Consider the following 17,213-nt stretch of genomic DNA (forward strand, 5'->3'; position numbering starts at 1 on the left):
GGTCTTTCCATTCCGGTGGCTGACGCCACCGGCAAGCATTGTGCCAGCCCTCCGGGCTTCATCGCGAACAAACATGGAAAACGTCAGAGTCAGGAAACTCAAAACTTGAAACATTCTCCCATGAGATCCGCTTGGTTGTTTGAAAGGCAACTCAACGCCGCAACCCAACATTCTTTCTTCCGGATCTCGACCCATGAAACGCACTGCCAAAAAACTCTTCGTCGCCGCAGCCATCGCCGCCGTCTCGATTCAATCCGTTCCGACTGCATCGGCGTGTGGCGGACGCGGGGGGCGAGTTTCTTATGCCCCGGCTTACGGCGGCTATTCCCGCGCCGCGTCGAACTATCGCACGACGTTGCCCGTGACACCGCCGATTCATAACGCTCGACCGTCGTTCAACCCGCCGTTGCACCAAACGTCGCAACCCGCCGCGGTCGCACCGCCGGTATCGACCGCATCGACGGTTGCTGCCGTTCGCCCGCGACCGCGGGCCCAAGTCGCGTTGCAAACTGCGGCGGCACCGCAGCCCACCAACACGGCCTCAACCGTCCAATCGCAGCCGTCCGCGCAAACGACCGCAACGACTTCGGCGGTGGATGCCGAAACGTCGGCGCTGGCCGCACTGGCGTCCCTGGCCGCTTCCCAGCCGACGGCGACGACGACTCCATCAACCACGCCGCAGCCCTCCGCGCAACCGGTCGCAGCCTCCGCAGCCACACCCGACCACATCGGCAGCTTTCGGGCAACGCTGCCGAGCAACGTCACGATTGAATTGAGCTTGAACGGCAGCGGCACGTTTTCGTGGGTCGTCAGCAACAACGGCAAAACCAGCCAGTTCTCGGGCCAATACCGCGTGACCGACGGACGGTTGACGTTGGTCCGCAGCAACGACCTGCAGAAGATGGCCGGCAAGCTGACCCTGGGACCGAACGGTTTCACGTTCCAACTGGACGGTGCCAACAACGCCGGACTGGATTTCAAGAAAGTGGGGTAGGTCACACGGTGCATCACGATGGGCATGCTCGACATGCCCATCGTCCGACGCAACCGCGGGCTTAGCCGCGATGCGTGATCGGGTGCTCGAGCAACTTGCGAAGATAACGTCCGTACTCGCTGTGCCGAATCGATTCGGCACAGCGGGCGAGCCCTTGGCGATCGATCCAGCCGTTTCGAAACGCGATCTCTTCCGGACAACAAACCTTCAACCCCGTCCGCTTTTCGATCGCACCAACAAAACTGCTGGCGTCATGCAAACTCTCGTGCGTCCCGGTATCCAGCCAAGCGATCCCACGGCCCAGCACCTTCACTTCCAACGCCCCTTGCTCCAAGTAAACGCGGTTCAGATCGGTGATCTCCAGTTCGCCGCGCGGTGAAGGCGACAACTGCTTGGCAATCTCACTGGCACGGGAATCGAAAAAGTACAAACCGGGTACGGCAAAGTTGGATCGGGGCTCGGCGGGCTTTTCTTCCAACGTGATCACGCGGCCGGCGGAATCGAACGACACGACGCCATAGGCGGATGGGTCTCGCACTTCATAGGCAAAGATTTTTGCGCCGCGGACTAGCTCCGCCGAACCACGCAGCAATTGAATCAAGCCCTCGCCGTAAAACACGTTGTCGCCCAAGACGAGACAACTCGGTTGGCCCTGCAAGAAATCTTCTCCCAGGATCAACGCTTCGGCTAATCCGCCGGGACGCTGCTGGACCTCATAAGAAATCCGAAGTCCCCATGCCGAACCGTCCCCCAACAACGACTGAAACAGCGGCGTGTGACTGGGGGTGCTGATCAGCAAGATGTCTCGGATTCCGGCCAACATCAATGTCGACAGCGGATAGTAGATCATCGGCTTGTCATAGACGGGCAACAACTGTTTGCTGATCGCCGTCGTCAACGGCGCCAGTCGGCTGCCACTGCCGCCGGCCAAAATAATGCCCTTCATGATGGATCCGTCCTTGAAACCTGGCCGAGTCGCTGGAGTTGGTAGTTCCCGTCCAGGATCGATTGCCACCAGTCGCGATGGGTCAGGTACCAATGGACGGTTTGGCGAAGACTGGTTTCCAGGTCAAATTGCGGCCGCCAACCGAGTTCGCTGCGGATCTTGGTCGAATCGATCGCGTACCTGAAATCGTGGCCCGGTCGATCAGGCACGAACTTGATCAGCTGCTCGTATCGCCCGTCGCGTCGTGGATTCAGTTCGTCCAAGATGCTGCAGAGCGAACGGACCAAATCGATGTTACGCCGCTGGCTGTCCCCGCCGATGTTGTACGTTTGGCCGACACGACCGTTCTCTAACACACGGCACAGCGCCCGGGCGTGATCGAGCACATACAGCCAATCGCGAATGTTTTCACCCTTGCCATAGACCGGCAGCGATTGCTCCCCGAGCGCCTTGATGATCATCAACGGCAGCAGTTTTTCGGGGAACTGGTACGGTCCAAAATTGTTGCTGCAATTGGTCACGATCACGGGCAAGTCGTACGTCGTCTTCCAAGCCCGGGCCAGGTGGTCCGAAGCAGCTTTGGTGGCCGAGTACGGTGAATGCGGGTCGTACGGCGTCGACTCGCTAAACTCGCCGGTCGCACCAAGCGTCCCGTAGACTTCGTCAGTGGAGACATGCAGAAAGCGAAACGACGCGGCGCGCTGGCTCGCCAGGCCTCGGTAATAATCCACCGCCGCGGTCAACAGATGGAACGTGCCGACCACGTTGGTCTGGATGAACGCGGCAGGGCCATCGATGGAACGGTCGACGTGTGATTCGGCGGCCAGATGCATCACGGCGTCGGGACCATGCTGGGCAAAGACACCACGCATCGCTTCCAAGTCCGCGATGTCGACGTGACATAACGTGTAGCGGTGATCCTCGGCGACGTCGGCCAACGAGTTGGGATTGCCCGCGTACGTCAACTTGTCCACGTTGATGACAGTGTGCGATGACGACGTGAGCAAATGGCGGATCAGGTTGCTGCCGATAAACCCGCACCCACCAGTGATCAGGATCTTCACTTGACCACTCCTGACCTCGCAGCGTCGCTGCCATCGACCGTTTCCGTGCGGACGAAATACAGCCAAATCAATCCGGCGATCGACAGACTGAACACGACGACACTGACCCACTGGGAAATCGACAGCGACGTGTTGAATTGACCGGCCTCGTCGACCCGAACGATCTCCAGCACGAACCGCAACACCGCGTAGGAAGCAAACCCGATGAACATCAACGCGCCGGTGCGAGTGATCATCAACGACAGGGCGCAAAGTGCAATGCAAAGGACCAGGGCACTGATACTGCTGATCGGTTGCGCCGCACGCACCGGCAACGCCCGCTCGGGAAGCTGGTCGGGCGCCAACACGTGTGTCTTACCAGAAACACGCATCATCCATCCCGGCACAATCTCTTCTTCGGGGGTCTCCGGGTCGGCTTGCTTGAACGGACGTCGATCAAAGTCACCGGCTTCGTAGACGTCGTTGGCCTGGATGCCCAATTCATCCGCGACGCTGTCCGGGACCACCGAACGAATCTTGCCGGTTTTTAAATCGATGTTCATGCCCAGCAATTCGCCGCTGGCCAATTGCTCTTGATAAACCTTGGTGATCGGCGGAAATCGCAGCGACGCCCAACCGGGTTCGCATCGCCCGCCGTAACAGCAACCGTTGAGCAGGCAGCCGATCCGGCCAAAAAAGACGCCCAGGAAAATGCAGGGGACAATCGCATCACCGAAACGCAGCAGAGGGATTTTGTTTCGAGAGGTGAAAACGAGGAAGGCGAGGAATCCGCCGATGAACGAACCGTAGACCACCAACCCGCCTTCGGTGAACGCCAGCATGTTTTTGATCGTGTCCAGCGTCGTCTCGCCGATGTATTGGTCGCGGTACTGGATCACATAAAACAGCCGGGCGCCGACGATGCCGCCGATAAAGACCCAGGGGGCCAACCCGAAAATCCACTCGGGGTTCATGCCGGCACGCTCGGTCCGGTAGGCCGCCAGCGCAATCGCACTGGAAACGCCCAACACCAAGAACACGCCGTAGCCGCGGATCGCCATCCCGACCGGATCGCCGGCGACGTTTGTCAATTCGACGCTGGGCAGGATAAACACGACCAAGCCCGCCGCGATCGCCCAAAACAAGCCTTCGCCGGCGAGGACCTGGCCGAGCGTCGGTGGTCCGGACGGGTCGTTTTCTCCCGCGTGCCGGCTGAGTTGAAACTGGGCCCAAACCAGCCGAACGACGAGTGCCAGCACGAGGATCCCCAGCGCCCAACCGAACCCAAACACGGGAAACGGCCCGATTTCGTGGGGAATGAAGAAAAGCGTGCGTTGCATCGATGACGGTGAAGGGTTGAAGTTGCGAAAAACCCGGTGACATTGGCCTAGACCACCGGCGTCTCCCTTTTCTACGCTCCAGAGAGTGAAAAAGTCCAGGTCGCCTCGTGGCATCCCCCCGAGGACGCCCACCCAATGACGACCACCCGATCACGAACCACACCTACGAGATCGCCAGCATGATGCGGCCTTCCCATTTCATCGTTCCGAATTGGTTCGCGGCAATCCTTTTGATTGCCGGGTGCAGCCTGCTCACATCGGCCCGCGCCGACGCGGCCGAACCGCCCCAGGTCCGACTCGCCGCAGCAAACGTCCCGGTCGCCCCCGGCGACGCATTCCAAGTCACCGTGGAGGTGTTTGAAGTGCTCGGCAATGAAAAACTACAGCTCCAGGATCGCCACCTGGTGCTGTTCAAAGGCGGCAAAGCCTACGACTTTGGGTTGACCGAACCGCGCGATGTGACGCTGATCGACCCGGTCAATTCCCAAGTCATCTTGCTCTCACGTGTCGACCACGTCAAATCGACGATCACCCACCACGAGATCGTGACCGCCGCAGCCCGATTTCGACTCTTTGCGACCAACGAAGGCCTGGAGACCCGGTTGGGAATCGACGCCAAGACGACCAAGGATCCGAACCAAGACAATCGCTACAGCATCGAGTTCGGCGACTATCACTACAGCGTCGCGGCCGCCGAACCGTCGATGGCGGCACAACCGCATCGCTTCGCCGAGTTCACCGACTGGGTTGCCCGAGTGAATCTGGTCCGCAAACTCGGCACCCCGCCGTTTGCCCGAATCAATCTGGGAAACGCCATCGCGGCCGAGGGTTTGATTCCGCAAACCGTCACGCTGACACTGAAATCCCAGACCCACTCCCGGACGTTCGTCTCGTCCTACACGTTCAAACCGGGGCTGAGCAAGGAAAGCCAACAGCGCCTCGATGAGGTCGCCGGCATGCTGACGCTCTACCGCGACGTGCCGCTGGCGGCGTTTCCGCGCTAGCGGGCTGTCGATTTAGTCGTTGTTCTGATTGCAACGCGATGAGGTTAGCCCGACGCTTGAGCGAGGGGCGCCGCGTGGCCTCTTGCTAACGCATGCGGGCTTAAAGCGACTGGCCGCTAGTGGTGCGTGTCAGCCAAATTTTCAGGTAGTGGACGAGGCGACGAGTCCGGGTAGTGGACGAGGCGACGAGTCCTCTGCAGTCGGCATCTTGGCGGAGGACTCGTCGCCTCGTCCACTACCGCCTATCCGAAACGCAAGGTGGCAAGGAGCACTCGCGCGATCTACGACTGCATGCCCAGCGACAGGCCGTCGAGCATTTGACCGGCCGCATCGCTCTTGTTGAGCACGTAGTAGTGAATCCCGGGGACTCCGTTTTCGATCAAATCGATCGTTTGTACCCGCGCGTGATCCACCCCGACTTTGAATTGATAGTCGGCATCGTCGTTTTCGTTCATCGCCGCGGCCATCTGGTCCGGGATGCGTGCTTTGCACATGCCGGCGATGCGGAGTGCCTGCTTGTAGTTGGTCACCGGCAAAATCCCGGGCACGATCGGCACGCGGATCCCTGCGGCCTGGCAGGCATCGCGAAAACGATAGAAGTCGTCGTTGTCGTAGAACAACTGCGTCACGATCACGTCTGCCCCGGCATCGACCTTTCGCTTCAGGTTGTCCAGGTCGGTTTGTGCGTCGGTCGCTTCCTGGTGGACTTCCGGATAACCGGCGACCGCGATGCCGAACTGATCGGGAAAACGTTCTTGGATCAGTTCGACCAATTCGTTGGCGTACCTTAGTCCGCCCTCGACCGCCTGGAACGATTCGCTGCCCTTGGGCGGGTCGCCACGTAATGCGACGATGTAATCCGCCCCGCGCCGCTTGGCTTCGGCCAAGTACTCACCGAGCTGGCCGACGGTCGATCCGACACACGTCAGGTGCGACGCAACGGGCAGCCCTGTCAGCTCGCGGACCCGTTGGACCACATCCAGGGTGCGCGATTGGGTCGAACCGCCGGCGCCGTAGGTGCAGGTGAAGAAACTCGGCTGAAATGCCTTCAATCGCTCGACGTTCTTTTCCAGCAGGTCCATGCCCGCATCGGTTTTCGGCGGGAACAACTCGAACGAAATCGCGCACTGCTCGCCGTTGTAGTGATCGGCAAGTTTGATCGGAGAACTCATCTGGGACCGAAAAGCGGGGTGAAAAATCGTATGGAAACGGCGTCCATTGTAGCCCCTCGATCAGATTCGCAATGCGCCCTCTCAGAAAGGTGGCAAAGGCCAACGCCTGGCACACCAGCGCACGTTGGCGTCCAGCCTTCCGGCGACGGTCCGACGCGCTGCGAAGCAGCAAGACGGGCGGCTAAAGCCTGCACACCAGCACACGTTGGTGTCCAGCCTTCAGGCGACTCCCCCCACGCGCTGCGAAGCAGCAAGACGGGCGGCTAAAGCCTGCACACCAGCGCACGTTGGTGTCCAGCCTTCAGGCGACTCCCCCTCGCTGCTCCGCAGCGACCCCGAGCGGCACCAGCGCACGTTGGTGTCTAGCCTTCAGGCGACTCCCCCTCGCTGCTCCGCAGCGAAAGGGGCGGCGAATGCCTGCACACCAGCGCACCGTCCCCTCCCCCGTGACGCCCCGCTAAGGGCCAAATCTTGACCCACGCGGGCCGCCCGCCTAGACTCGCCGCTCCCGCCAGCGACTCCGGAGCCGCTGAATGCTTCTCGGGCATCCCCTTCCGTCTCTCCGCCTGCTCCACACGGTGCCTCCGTTGATCGATGCGTCTTTGCTTCCCCCGGTTGATCTCCTGTCGATGACTTCTGCTGCGATGCTGTGGGGGCAAACCGAGACGGTGACGCCGCCGGCGGGGCCGTTGATCGCGCTGCTGGTGTTCGGCATCGCGTTGCTGTTGGTGCTGATCCTGAAACTGAAACTGTCCGCGTTTCTGGCCTTACTGGTCGTCTCGGTCTTCGTCGCCGCGACCAGTCGGACGGTCAATCCGGAAGCGGTCCCGCTGACCCAAGTCGCTGACACGATCGTCAAGAGCATGGGCAGCGCACTCGGGTTCATCGCGACGATCATCGGGATCGGCGCGATCTTCGGCGCGATCCTGGAACACAGCGGCGGCACGCAAGCGTTGGCCAATCATCTGGTACGCATCTTCGGTCCCAAACGCGCGTCGTGGGCGATGTTGTTGACCGGGTTCATCATCTCCATCCCCGTTTTTCTGGATGTCGCGCTCGTCATCTTGGCGCCACTGCTGTTCGCCCTAGCCAGAGACACGAAACGGCCGTTCCTGCATTTCGGCTTGCCGTTGGTCGCGGGGATGGCCGTGACCCACGCGTTCGTGCCTCCGACGCCCGGACCGGTTGCGGTGGCGTATCTGTTGGGGGTCAACTTGGGCTGGGTGATTCTGTTCGGCGTGATGGTCGGATTGCCGACGGCGATTCTGTGTGGCCCGTGGTTGTGTGTGAAGCTGGCCAAGGGCGTGGAGATCAACCTGCCGCCGGCCCCGCAAATCGACGAAGACGAGCAAGTCGCGTTGCCGTCCTTCGGTTTCATTTTGTTCTTGATCGCGCTGCCGATCGGGTTGATTTTGGCCAACACGGTCGTCGAGCAGTGGATCGCGTCCGGGCTGCCCGAAGGCCTGACGCGTGACGAGCGAGGGGCACAACTGGCCGCGACGCTGGCGACCGCATCGCCCGTGGTGCAGTTCGTCACGTTCATCGGGCACCCCGTGATGGCGTTGCTGTTTTCGACGATCTTTGCGTTGTACTTTTTGGGCACACGGCGTGGCGTGGACCGCGAGACGTTGCTGGAAATTTCGACCAAGGCGCTCGGCCCGGCGGGGATCATCATTCTGATCACCGGAGCGGGCGGGGTGTTCAAGGGCGTGCTGGCCGCGACGGGAATCACCGACGCGATGGAAGAGATCTTTCGCGATTCGGGCATCTCCGTGTTGCTGTTGGCGTGGGTGTTCGCGACGCTGATTCGCGTCGCCCAAGGGTCAGCGACCGTGGCGATGCTGACCGCTGCCGGACTGATGGGCAATTTCGTCGATGGCATGAGCCAGCCGCAATTGGCACTGATCACCGTCGCGATCGCGGCCGGAGCGACCGGGTTTTCGCACGTCAATGATTCGGGGTTCTGGATGATCTCCCGCTATTTCCAGATGTCCGAAGCCCAGACGCTACGGACCTGGGGCGTGATCTCGACCCTGATCTCGCTGATCGGATTCGCCATCGCCATGGTGTTCTGGCAATTCGTTAGCTGAGCCCGACGAGGCGATCTCCGCTTCACCGGCAGGAGCTTGTTCGTCAACACCGGCTTGCCGACCGACACCTTCATCGGCAACCGCATCCACCGACGCGACGTCCGTGGTGGCGGCAGTGCGATCCCGGACGAACCACGGCACCACCAAAACCAGTAGCGCCGAGACGATGATGACGTTGCGGCTGCTCTGGTCGCTCGGCCAGTACGGCGTTTCCCAAAGCACACGCCAAAACAACAGGTGCAGCGTCAACGCAAACGGCAACGCAAACGCGAACGCCTCCATCGCACCCCGATCCGCAATCTGGCCTTTCGGTCCATCATTGATGGGGATCCAACGCAACATCGGACGCAGCAGCAACGAAAGGATCGCCGCAACGATCACCAGCGCCGGCATCGATTGCCAACCGATCACGATGGCGGGGATCGACAGCATCGCGATCAAGTCGACCAGCCGCGTGGTGCCGCCCCCGAGCGGGTCCAGCTTCAAATCGGCCGAGGGGCACAGCCCTTTGGCCAGCACGCGCCCGAACAGCGCCGCGGCAACCAGGGCGGTAGCCACCCTCATGATCGCCTCGACGTGCAGCCCCTCGGGGACCCAGTACAACGGCCGAGTGGCCTGCCACGGGACGACCATCACGGTCGGATAGCCCAGCATCGGAATGACCACGGCGATGCCGGCAAACACGATCAATCGGGTCGGCAATCGCGTCCCGTCGATCCGGATCAACGCCATCGCCCAGAGCGTCGAAACCGCGACGGTGTGATAGGTCAAGATCGCCAACAGCTCCGGTGACACGCGAGGCGTCCAAAGCGGACCTTCGTGCGCGTGGACGAATTGAGCCGGCAGCGAAAGCGAGTACAGCTGGGTGATTCCGATCAGCGTCAGCGAGCCCCCCACCAACGCTTCGACGATCGGATAACGGCGGGAAATCGGCAGCGAACAGAATCGACATCGCCCGGCCAGCGAGATCCAGCCCAACACCGGAACATTGTCCTGGATCTTCAACGTGTTGGCACAACGCGGGCAATGCGAGTGACCTCCGATGCCTTCGCCACGAGGCATCCGCCACGCGACGACGTTCAGGAAACTGCCGATCGAACTGCAGAAAAACAGCAGCCAGCCGACGATGGTCGCATCGATCAACCGCGGCTGGATCAGGTCCTCGAAGTCGTAAAACGCATACATCCGCGACTGGATCCACGCCAATCCGAAGATGTAGGCGGCCGCGGCGAACACGATCAGGGTCAACGTGGCCAGCAGGGGAAGCTTTTTTCGCAGTCGGTTTCGCGTCAAGTTGTCAGATCCGAATGAATGCCGGGCCGGTTGCTCTGGCACAATACTATCGCCGTGGTGACGTCCGCTACAGTCTTGCTTGAAAATTCCACCCGTCCATGAGCCAAGATGCCAATCCCCGAGATTCGACTCTCTCAGGCGAATTCCCGTTCCTTGCAACGTGACGGCCAGTACGTGTTGTACTGGATGATCGCGTCACGACGAACACGTTACAGCTTCGCGCTGCAACATGCCGTCGACCGGGCCGAAGCACTCGATAGACCGCTGGTGATCTTCGAACCGCTCCGCGTCCGTTACCGCTGGGCCAGCGACCGCATCCATCGCTTCATCATCGAAGGCATGCGAGACAACGCCGACGCCTTGCGTGACAAACCGGTGACGTATTTTCCCTACGTCGAGCCGAAACCGGGTCGCGGCTCACCGCTGCTGGCGAAATTGGCTGAAAAGGCGTGCACGGTGGTCACCGATGAATACCCTTGCTTCTTCCTGCCCGACATGATCAACGCGGTCAAGGATCGCTTGCCGGTGCCGCTGGAACTGGTCGACGGCAATGGCGTCGTACCGATGCGGCTGCCCGAGCGGACGTTCACGGTCGCTCACAGCTATCGACGCTGGATGCAAAAAAACATCCTCGACTGCCTGACCGAACTGCCCGAACCCGACCCATTGGACGGTGTTTCGCTACCTGAACTGGATCAATTACCGGCCTCGGTGACGCGAAAATGGAAGCCGGCGGACCTCGATGCGCTGCTCCAACCCGATGGCTTGGCCAAGATCCCGATCGATCATGACGTCGCCCCCAGTCCGGTGGTCACCGGTGGCAGTGCGGCCGCGGCGGAACGCCTGGACCGGTTCTTGGCCGATCGGCTGGAAGTGTATCACACCGATCGGAATCATCCCGACGAAGAAGCCACGACCGGACTGAGCCCGCACCTGCACTTCGGCCATATCGCCACCCACGAAATCGTCGAACGGGTCTTGGATCACGAAGAATGGACCCCAGACCAGGCTTCCGAGGCAAACGGCAAGAACAACGGGTTTTGGAACACCAGCGAACCGGCCGAAGGTTTTTTGGACCAAATCCTGACCTGGCGTGAAATGGGCTTCAACCTGGCGTTTCGCGAGCCCGACCAGTACGACAAAATCGAGTCGTTACCCGATTGGGCCAAGAAATCGATCGCGGCAACGGCCGACGACGAGCGTCCGGTGACGTACACGCTGGAGCAATTTGACGCAGCCGAAACCCATGACGAGGTTTGGAACGCGGCCCAGCGGCAACTCGTCCGCGAAGGCGTGATGCACAATTACATGCGAATGCTGTGGGGCAAGAAAATCCTGCACTGGACCGAATCCGCCGAACAGGCGTTGGAGTTCATGATCCATCTGAACAACAAATATGCTCTCGATGGGCGTGACCCCAATTCGTACAGCGGCATTTTTTGGGTGCTGGGGCGTTACGACAGGGCTTGGGGTCCCAAACGCCCCATCTTTGGGAGTTTGCGTTACATGACCAGCGACAGCGCGCGCAAGAAACTTCGGCTGACGAAGTACTTAAGCCGTTTCGAAAGTTGAGGCGGCATCCCATTTTCGACCCCGAAAACTCTGAAAAGCCCTTGCCGAGCCGCGCGGGTGTCGATACGCTTCCGAATCCTCCGCCCGAGGACCGTTCTCGGTCTTTCTCGGCGGCAGACCCGCGAACTCGATTCGCTCAGCTTCCAAGCGAGATGCTGCCGTGATAAACCGGCTGAAATCGCAGCCGAAGACAAAGGGTGCCTGACAACACGGCCGATCTGCACGTCAAAGTGGCAGCGACCGCATCGATGGCAACGACCCGTTGGATCGTCCCGTTGTGCTGAGCCTTCCGTTTGACCTTCGCCCGACCGCACATTTTCCGTTACCCGTAGAACTGTTTCCGTGACGCAACCTACCTACATGGCCAAACCCGGCCAAGTTGAAAAGAACTGGCACGTCGTCGACGCCTCTGACGAGGTACTCGGACGCTTGGCCAGTGACATCGCTGTCGTCCTGATGGGCAAACACCGCCCGCAGTACACTCCGCACGTCGATTGCGGCGATTTCGTGATCGTCACCAACGCCGACAAGGTCGCGATGACGGGCCGCAAGATGGACGACCGGCACTACACCTGGTACACCGGCTATCCCGGACTGAAACTGGAAAGCTATGCCGATCGCCAGCAACGCAAGCCGGAAGACCTGATCTTCCACGCCGTCCGCCGGATGCTGCCGAAAAACAAACTGGCCCGCCAGATGATCAAGAAACTGAAGATCTATGCCGGCCCGGATCACCCGCACGTCGCTCAAGATCCGAAGCCGCTGGCTCGCACAGGCAAGAAAGTTAGCTAGCCTCATTCGCTAGCCCCACGCGTCTGTCTCGCTCGGCTAGCACCCTGAAACCACCCTCCAAACGACTCATTTACCGACTCTACTGATGACCCTGGTCAAAAAAGACAAGATCAACGGTGACGCCCTCGGAACCGGACGACGCAAAAGCAGCGTCGCTCGCGTTCGCGTCCGTGCCGGCGAAGGCAAGATTACGATCAACCGAAAACCGTTGAACGAATATTTCGTCAACGACCAAGATCAAGCTGCAATCACCGCAGCCCTTGCCGCCGTCGAATTAACGGACAAGCTCGACGTCGTCGTGCGTGTCACCGGTGGCGGTCTGACCGGTCAAAGTGGTGCGGTTCGTATGGGACTCGGTCGCGCACTCGTCAGCTACGACGAATCGCTTCACGATGCCCTCCGGGATGGCGGGTTCCTGACGCGAGACTCTCGCATGAAGGAACGAAAGAAACCTGGTTTGCGCGGTGCCCGACGTGGCGTCCAGTTCAGCAAACGATAACCCCTAGGAAAACAGTTGGGAAAGAAAGAAGAAGCGTTCGAAGTCGAGGGCACGGTCACCCAGGCCCTCGCCAACACCCGGTTCCGAGTCCAATTGGAAACCGGCAACGAAGTGATGGCGCACGTCGCAGGACGGATGCGCAAGCACTTCATTCGTATCGTCCCTGGCGACAAGGTCCGTGTCGAACTGTCGCCCTATGACCTGACCAAGGGTCGAATCACCTACCGAGAACGCTAGCGGTCAGCCGACGCACCTCGCGTCGCGAGCAGCCTTGACGTCGCGGCGCTCGCCAGAGCGTGGAAAACGCCAGAGACCTAGCTCCTGGCGTAGGCAGCTACGCTTCAACGGCGATCCACGGTGTCTCTTGTAGTTAGGCGCTGCCCAGCGTGGCGGCATCTGCCCGCCCGCTCCCCCGCCGCAGCAACTCGCCCGAGCAGTCCATGCCTAGCGACCTGGCAACCATCCTCCGCCTCGCCGACTCGGCCGCTGCTGCCGGCGGCCATGTCCTGCATCGATATTGGCACGAAGGCGTCGAGCTGCGCGATAAATCTGAAATCGGCGGCAAGAGCTACGACCTGGTCAGCGATGCCGATCTGGAAAGCCAGTCCGTGATCGCGAATCTGATCGCCGAAGAATTCCCCGATCATGCCTTGATGGGCGAAGAAGACCTTGTCGGCGACACCGGTGCCGAGCACCTGTGGGTCATTGATCCGCTCGATGGCACCAACAACTTTCTTCACCATGTGCCGCACTTCGCCGTCTCGATCGCGTACTACCGCGGTGGCGTCCCGACGGTCGGCGTGGTCCACAACCCGATCACCGGCGACACCTACACCGCCGTGAAAGGCGGCGGGGCGAAGCACGACGGCAATCCCATCGACGCCTCAAGCGTCACCGCACTCTCCAGCGCGCTGATCGGATGTGGATTCTATTACGACCGCGGCGCAATGATGCGGTCGACCCTCGCGGCGATCGAAGATTTCTTCAGCCACGACATCCACGGGATCCGCCGCTTCGGAACCGCAGCGTTGGATCTCTGCGCCGTCGCCAGCGGCATGTTCGGCGCGTTCTTTGAGTACAAACTCTCCCCCTGGGACTTCGCCGCCGGCCAGCTGATTGTGACCGAAGCGGGAGGCAAGGTCTCCGACGCCAAGGGAAATCCCCTGGGGCTGGTTCCATCGAGCGTGCTGGCCAGCTGCCCCGGTCTCTACGACGCCGCGCTGGCGATCACGACGAAGCATCACCCGGCGTAACCGCAACGCGGCAGTGGCTTGCCAATTCCAGCCCGCTCGCTAGCGCTAAAAAATGCTTCACAGCGTTGCCCGAAGGGTGTCGAAGCAAATGACGTCGGCGCCCTCGGACCCGGCCAGCCCGCACGCTCTGGCTCACCAATCAAATCCTTTACGTACGCAGACTGCCGCACCGCCGGCGGATTAATTCGCTGCGCCCCCGTCTAGTGAGCGCTACGATGCGCTCGTGTCGCTCCCGTTACTGGATCGGAGCCAGCAGACGCGAGGCGCGGACCAACATCCGAAACACAAAGGCTCGCTCTTGCAGTTCATCACCGCTGGTGATCTGGCTCTGCGACAAGTCCTCTTCGAGCATCTGCGCGACGTCCGCGACGAAATCGGCATCGAAGAACGCCAACATGACTTCGAAATTCAGCCGGAATGATCGATTGTCAAAGTTGGCCGTGCCGACAGCCGCGACCGAATCGTCGACCAGAATGACCTTTTGATGCATGAACCGTCCCTGGTACCGATAAACGCGGATGCCGGATGCGTCCAATTCATCCAAGTACGAAAACGAAGACAACCAGACAAGCGTCGAGTCCGATTGCTCCGGGATCAGAATGCGGACATCAACACCGCGAAGCGCCGCCATTTTCAACGCCGTCACCATCTGCTCATCGGGAACAAAGTAAGGCGTCGCGATCCAGACGCGTTGCTGGGCGGATTGGATCAGCTGCATAAAAAACAGGGACGCGGTCTCGAAGTCATCTGCCGGACCTGTCGGCACACACAGCCCAACGCCGCCGGAGTCCGTCGCCGCAACGGGAGTCCATTGAAGTCCATCGAGAATCTCGTTCGTCACCGCATGCCAGTCTTCGGCAAACACCACTTGGCAGCATTGGACGAGAGGCCCACGAACTTGGACATGGGTGTCTCGGTAGAGCCCCAGCTCATCGACTCCGTATCGATATTCATCGCCGATGTTCAGACCACCGACGAAGGCGGTGTCGCCGTCGACGACAATTAATTTTCGGTGATTGCGAAAGTTCAGTCGAGTCGTTGAACCGTCGGCCAGTGGAGAGTTGAACCCGACGACCGCGACACGGTTTGAACGCAATTCCGAGACGTACTCACTCGGTAAATTGCGACTCCCGTACTCGTCGTAGAGCACACAAACCCGCACACCTTGGTTCGCCTTGGCGATCAGCAAGTCTTTGAATTCTCTACCGAGTTGATCATCGTGAATGATGTAGGATTCGACCAGCACATAGGATTCGGCCGCTTCGATCCGGGCCATGATTGCGTCGAACGTTTCAATCCCGTCGATCAACAATTGCGCCGCATTGCCACGCGTCACAGGTAACTTCACGAGACGCGTCAGCAATCGCTTCGTGTCGTCCGTAGCGGGAACCACCAACTCTGCCGATTTGAGGTCTCGGTAGAGTTGCTTGACGATGGGCTGCCCCTTCGAGAGGCTCGCTCGATAGGCGATCGCACTTGCACTGTAGTCAGTCTCGCCGACCGTCCAGTAGAGCGGGACCGCGATGGAAGGCAATGTATTGAGCGAGACAATCCAGGCGATCGCACCCTGTGGAGAGCGCTGCTCGGTGAGCACGTTCAGCGACGCGATCGCGCCCAAGACGTGCGTCACCAGAACGAACACTGCGATCAATCGCCGTCGTCTCAGCCGCATCCAAGCAGCGAACCGCGCCAACCGATCGCTCTTACGGAGAACGAAACGAATCGGAAAGAACAAGGCGCCGAGGACTCGGTCTCGGATCTTTCCCGGCCAATAGCGAGCACGCCAAAGGAATGACCAGATGGAACGCGTCTGTTGTCGAGGAGCATGCATTGTCAATCGTGGTGATGCTGGGCTTGAATGACAGTGCACCCTCCTGCGAAATGCAAGTTTTGCTGATGGTCCCTCCGTGATCGTTGCACGCTTCTTCTGAATGAGAATCGCTGCAATCGCCCAAGGGCGTGCTCGCCCGGCCGCGTAAGAATGTTTCGCGAGGGCTTGCACTGATCGTCATTGCGAAACTGCTGACGGATGCATTGCTTATGCCAATCACCTTCGATGCCGCCAAAGAGCGAAACAGCCACTCAGAATTGATCGATCACGCACCAACGTGGTCGCTGATCAACTGCACATTGGACAGACGCTTGGCTTAGCGGTAATGCGTTCGAGCCGACCTGCCTACTTCGTCATCGACTTGGGTCGCACGACGTCTTTCGCCAGCCCGACCATTTCCATGAATCGAATCACACGCCACGACATGTCGAATTCCCACCAGCGGTGACCGTGGGCGGCCGAGCGGGGTTCGGCGTGGTGATTGTTGTGCCAGCCCTCGCCGTGGCTGAACAGCGCGACGAGCCAGTTGTTGCGACTGTGGTCACGCGTCTCGTAGTTGCGATAGCCGAACGCGTGAGCGACCGAATTCACCGCCCAGGTACCGTGCAGCACGAACACGGTGCGGACCGCGACGCCCCAGACGTAATAGCTGGCCGCGTATTTCAGCGCCCCCGCACCCCCGTCGACGAAATAACCCACCAACGCACCGATCAAGGTCAACACGATGGCGTGCCCGAGGAAGACGAAGAACCAACCGCCCTTTCGCTCCAGACGCAGATAGAACGGATCTCGCAGCAAGTCGCGGACGTAGCGCTCGTAGTGCGACGTCCGATCGAGGTCTCGGTTGCGGACCACGACCCAGCCCATGTGGCCCCACAGAAAACTCACCAACGGCGAGTGCGGATCGGGCTGGTCGTCGCTGTGCTGGTGATGCATGCGGTGGATCGCGACCCAGCGAGCCGGCGAGTCCTGCAGATTACACATCCCCAGAATCGCCAAACCGTGCTCCAGCCATTTCGGGCAGGTGAACCCGCGGTGAGTGAGCAACCGATGGTAGCCGATCGTGATCCCCATCATTCCGAACACGAAGTGACCGGCGATCGCAATCACCAACCCCGACCAGGTGAACAGCCACGGGACGAAGGCCAGCAGGGCAACCAGATGGACGGCGGAGAGCACGGCGACGTACTCCCACAGAATCCGCGTCGGGCGCGTTTTCTCGGGGTGGGGAAGCCGCTGAGGATCGACCGCCACAGCCGGATCACCGGCAGGACCACTGGCCGTTTCAGTGACCGCCACGGTCTCCGCGGTCGAGCCTGACTCGGTGGTGTCGGTTTCCGCGACAGTCTTTGCGGTTGCGTCGGCAGTGGACATCAAAAAAAGG

Annotated in this window: 15 protein-coding genes; 8 read left to right on the plus strand and 7 right to left on the minus strand. The window is 60.4% G+C overall.

Annotation, left to right across the window (positions count from 1 at the left end):
- Window positions 1–193 precede the first annotated feature (193 nt).
- Window positions 194–994 carry a hypothetical protein gene (locus tag TBK1r_RS14045; RefSeq protein ID WP_145211589.1) on the plus strand — a complete coding sequence of 267 codons (801 nt, stop codon included), beginning with the start codon at window positions 194–196 and terminating at the stop codon, window positions 992–994.
- Between the two features lie 61 nt (window positions 995–1,055).
- Here the strand turns inward: TBK1r_RS14045 and rfbA are convergent, their stop codons facing one another.
- The 3 genes from rfbA to TBK1r_RS14060 are packed head-to-tail and all read right to left on the minus strand — an operon-like array spanning window position 1,056 to window position 4,323.
- Window positions 1,056–1,940, minus strand: a complete 885-nt coding sequence (gene rfbA / locus TBK1r_RS14050; protein ID WP_145211592.1) for a glucose-1-phosphate thymidylyltransferase RfbA — start codon at window positions 1,938–1,940, stop codon at window positions 1,056–1,058.
- Window positions 1,937–3,004 carry a dTDP-glucose 4,6-dehydratase gene (gene rfbB, locus TBK1r_RS14055; protein ID WP_145211595.1) on the minus strand — a complete coding sequence of 356 codons (1,068 nt, stop codon included), beginning with the start codon at window positions 3,002–3,004 and terminating at the stop codon, window positions 1,937–1,939. The genes rfbA and rfbB overlap by 4 nt, the downstream gene beginning before the upstream one ends.
- Window positions 3,001–4,323 (minus strand): prolipoprotein diacylglyceryl transferase, encoded by a 1,323-nt coding sequence (locus TBK1r_RS14060; RefSeq protein ID WP_419581335.1) that lies wholly within the window; start codon window positions 4,321–4,323, stop codon window positions 3,001–3,003. The genes rfbB and TBK1r_RS14060 overlap by 4 nt, the downstream gene beginning before the upstream one ends.
- 107 nt (window positions 4,324–4,430) lie before the next feature.
- Here TBK1r_RS14060 and TBK1r_RS14065 point away from each other — a divergent pair, with 107 nt between their 5' ends.
- Window positions 4,431–5,327, plus strand: coding sequence for a hypothetical protein (locus TBK1r_RS14065; RefSeq protein ID WP_145211601.1), 897 nt, complete (start codon window positions 4,431–4,433; stop codon window positions 5,325–5,327).
- 281 nt (window positions 5,328–5,608) lie between these two features.
- Here the strand turns inward: TBK1r_RS14065 and metF are convergent, their stop codons facing one another.
- Entirely contained in the window at window positions 5,609–6,499 is an 891-nt protein-coding gene (gene metF / locus TBK1r_RS14070; RefSeq protein WP_145211604.1) for a methylenetetrahydrofolate reductase [NAD(P)H], read from the minus strand.
- Window positions 6,500–7,128: 629 nt separating this feature from the next.
- On the opposite strand from metF, the gene TBK1r_RS14075 reads away from it, so the two are divergent.
- On the plus strand, window positions 7,129–8,589 hold the full coding sequence (locus TBK1r_RS14075; RefSeq protein WP_419581336.1) for a GntP family permease: 1,461 nt from the start codon (window positions 7,129–7,131) through the stop codon (window positions 8,587–8,589).
- Here the strand turns inward: TBK1r_RS14075 and TBK1r_RS14080 are convergent.
- Window positions 8,506–9,882 (minus strand): A24 family peptidase, encoded by a 1,377-nt coding sequence (locus TBK1r_RS14080; protein ID WP_419581337.1) that lies wholly within the window; start codon window positions 9,880–9,882, stop codon window positions 8,506–8,508. The two genes, TBK1r_RS14075 and TBK1r_RS14080, sit on opposite strands and share 84 nt — an antisense overlap.
- Before the next feature lie 186 nt (window positions 9,883–10,068).
- Between TBK1r_RS14080 and TBK1r_RS14085 the strand changes: the two genes are divergently transcribed.
- The 5 genes from TBK1r_RS14085 (at window position 10,069) to TBK1r_RS14105 (ending at window position 13,998) form a co-directional block, all read left to right on the plus strand.
- Complete coding sequence (locus TBK1r_RS14085) at window positions 10,069–11,454, plus strand: cryptochrome/DNA photolyase family protein (RefSeq protein WP_145222599.1); 1,386 nt, start codon at window positions 10,069–10,071, stop codon at window positions 11,452–11,454.
- A gap of 360 nt (window positions 11,455–11,814) precedes the next feature.
- Entirely contained in the window at window positions 11,815–12,246 is a 432-nt protein-coding gene (gene rplM, locus TBK1r_RS14090) for a 50S ribosomal protein L13 (protein WP_095737125.1), read from the plus strand.
- Window positions 12,247–12,331: 85 nt separating this feature from the next.
- The gene (rpsI, locus tag TBK1r_RS14095; protein WP_095737124.1) at window positions 12,332–12,745 is read left to right on the plus strand and encodes a 30S ribosomal protein S9; all 414 of its coding nucleotides are present in this window, start codon (window positions 12,332–12,334) and stop codon (window positions 12,743–12,745) included.
- Between the two features lie 15 nt (window positions 12,746–12,760).
- Window positions 12,761–12,982 carry a translation initiation factor IF-1 gene (gene infA, locus TBK1r_RS14100; RefSeq protein ID WP_094411247.1) on the plus strand — a complete coding sequence of 74 codons (222 nt, stop codon included), beginning with the start codon at window positions 12,761–12,763 and terminating at the stop codon, window positions 12,980–12,982.
- 203 nt (window positions 12,983–13,185) lie between these two features.
- The gene (locus TBK1r_RS14105) at window positions 13,186–13,998 is read left to right on the plus strand and encodes an inositol monophosphatase family protein (RefSeq protein WP_145211608.1); all 813 of its coding nucleotides are present in this window, start codon (window positions 13,186–13,188) and stop codon (window positions 13,996–13,998) included.
- Between the two features lie 235 nt (window positions 13,999–14,233).
- On the opposite strand, the gene cls is transcribed toward TBK1r_RS14105, so the two are convergent.
- On the minus strand, window positions 14,234–15,829 hold the full coding sequence (gene cls, locus TBK1r_RS14110) for a cardiolipin synthase (protein ID WP_145211611.1): 1,596 nt from the start codon (window positions 15,827–15,829) through the stop codon (window positions 14,234–14,236).
- A gap of 345 nt (window positions 15,830–16,174) precedes the next feature.
- A complete protein-coding gene (locus TBK1r_RS14115; RefSeq protein ID WP_145211614.1) occupies window positions 16,175–17,203 on the minus strand; it encodes an acyl-CoA desaturase in 1,029 nt (342 codons plus the stop codon).
- Window positions 17,204–17,213 lie beyond the last annotated feature (10 nt).

Origin of the sequence: Stieleria magnilauensis, assembly GCA_007753675.1 — a bacterium.
GTDB classification, from domain to species: domain Bacteria; phylum Planctomycetota; class Planctomycetia; order Pirellulales; family Pirellulaceae; genus Stieleria; species Stieleria magnilauensis.

Bases quoted from the DNA above. Each gene is read 5' to 3' on its own strand.
- TBK1r_RS14045 (WP_145211589.1), top strand. From the start codon at position 194: ATGAAACGCACTGCCAAAAAACTCTTCGTCGCCGCAGCCATCGCCGCC.
- rfbA (WP_145211592.1), bottom strand. From the start codon at position 1,940: ATGAAGGGCATTATTTTGGCCGGCGGCAGTGGCAGCCGACTGGCGCCG.
- TBK1r_RS14060 (WP_419581335.1), bottom strand. From the start codon at position 4,323: ATGCAACGCACGCTTTTCTTCATTCCCCACGAAATCGGGCCGTTTCCC.
- metF (WP_145211604.1), bottom strand. From the start codon at position 6,499: ATGAGTTCTCCGATCAAACTTGCCGATCACTACAACGGCGAGCAGTGC.
- TBK1r_RS14075 (WP_419581336.1), top strand. From the start codon at position 7,129: ATGACTTCTGCTGCGATGCTGTGGGGGCAAACCGAGACGGTGACGCCG.
- TBK1r_RS14085 (WP_145222599.1), top strand. From the start codon at position 10,069: ATGATCGCGTCACGACGAACACGTTACAGCTTCGCGCTGCAACATGCC.
- rplM (WP_095737125.1), top strand. From the start codon at position 11,815: ATGGCCAAACCCGGCCAAGTTGAAAAGAACTGGCACGTCGTCGACGCC.
- rpsI (WP_095737124.1), top strand. From the start codon at position 12,332: ATGACCCTGGTCAAAAAAGACAAGATCAACGGTGACGCCCTCGGAACC.
- TBK1r_RS14105 (WP_145211608.1), top strand. From the start codon at position 13,186: ATGCCTAGCGACCTGGCAACCATCCTCCGCCTCGCCGACTCGGCCGCT.
- cls (WP_145211611.1), bottom strand. From the start codon at position 15,829: ATGCATGCTCCTCGACAACAGACGCGTTCCATCTGGTCATTCCTTTGG.
- TBK1r_RS14115 (WP_145211614.1), bottom strand. From the start codon at position 17,203: ATGTCCACTGCCGACGCAACCGCAAAGACTGTCGCGGAAACCGACACC.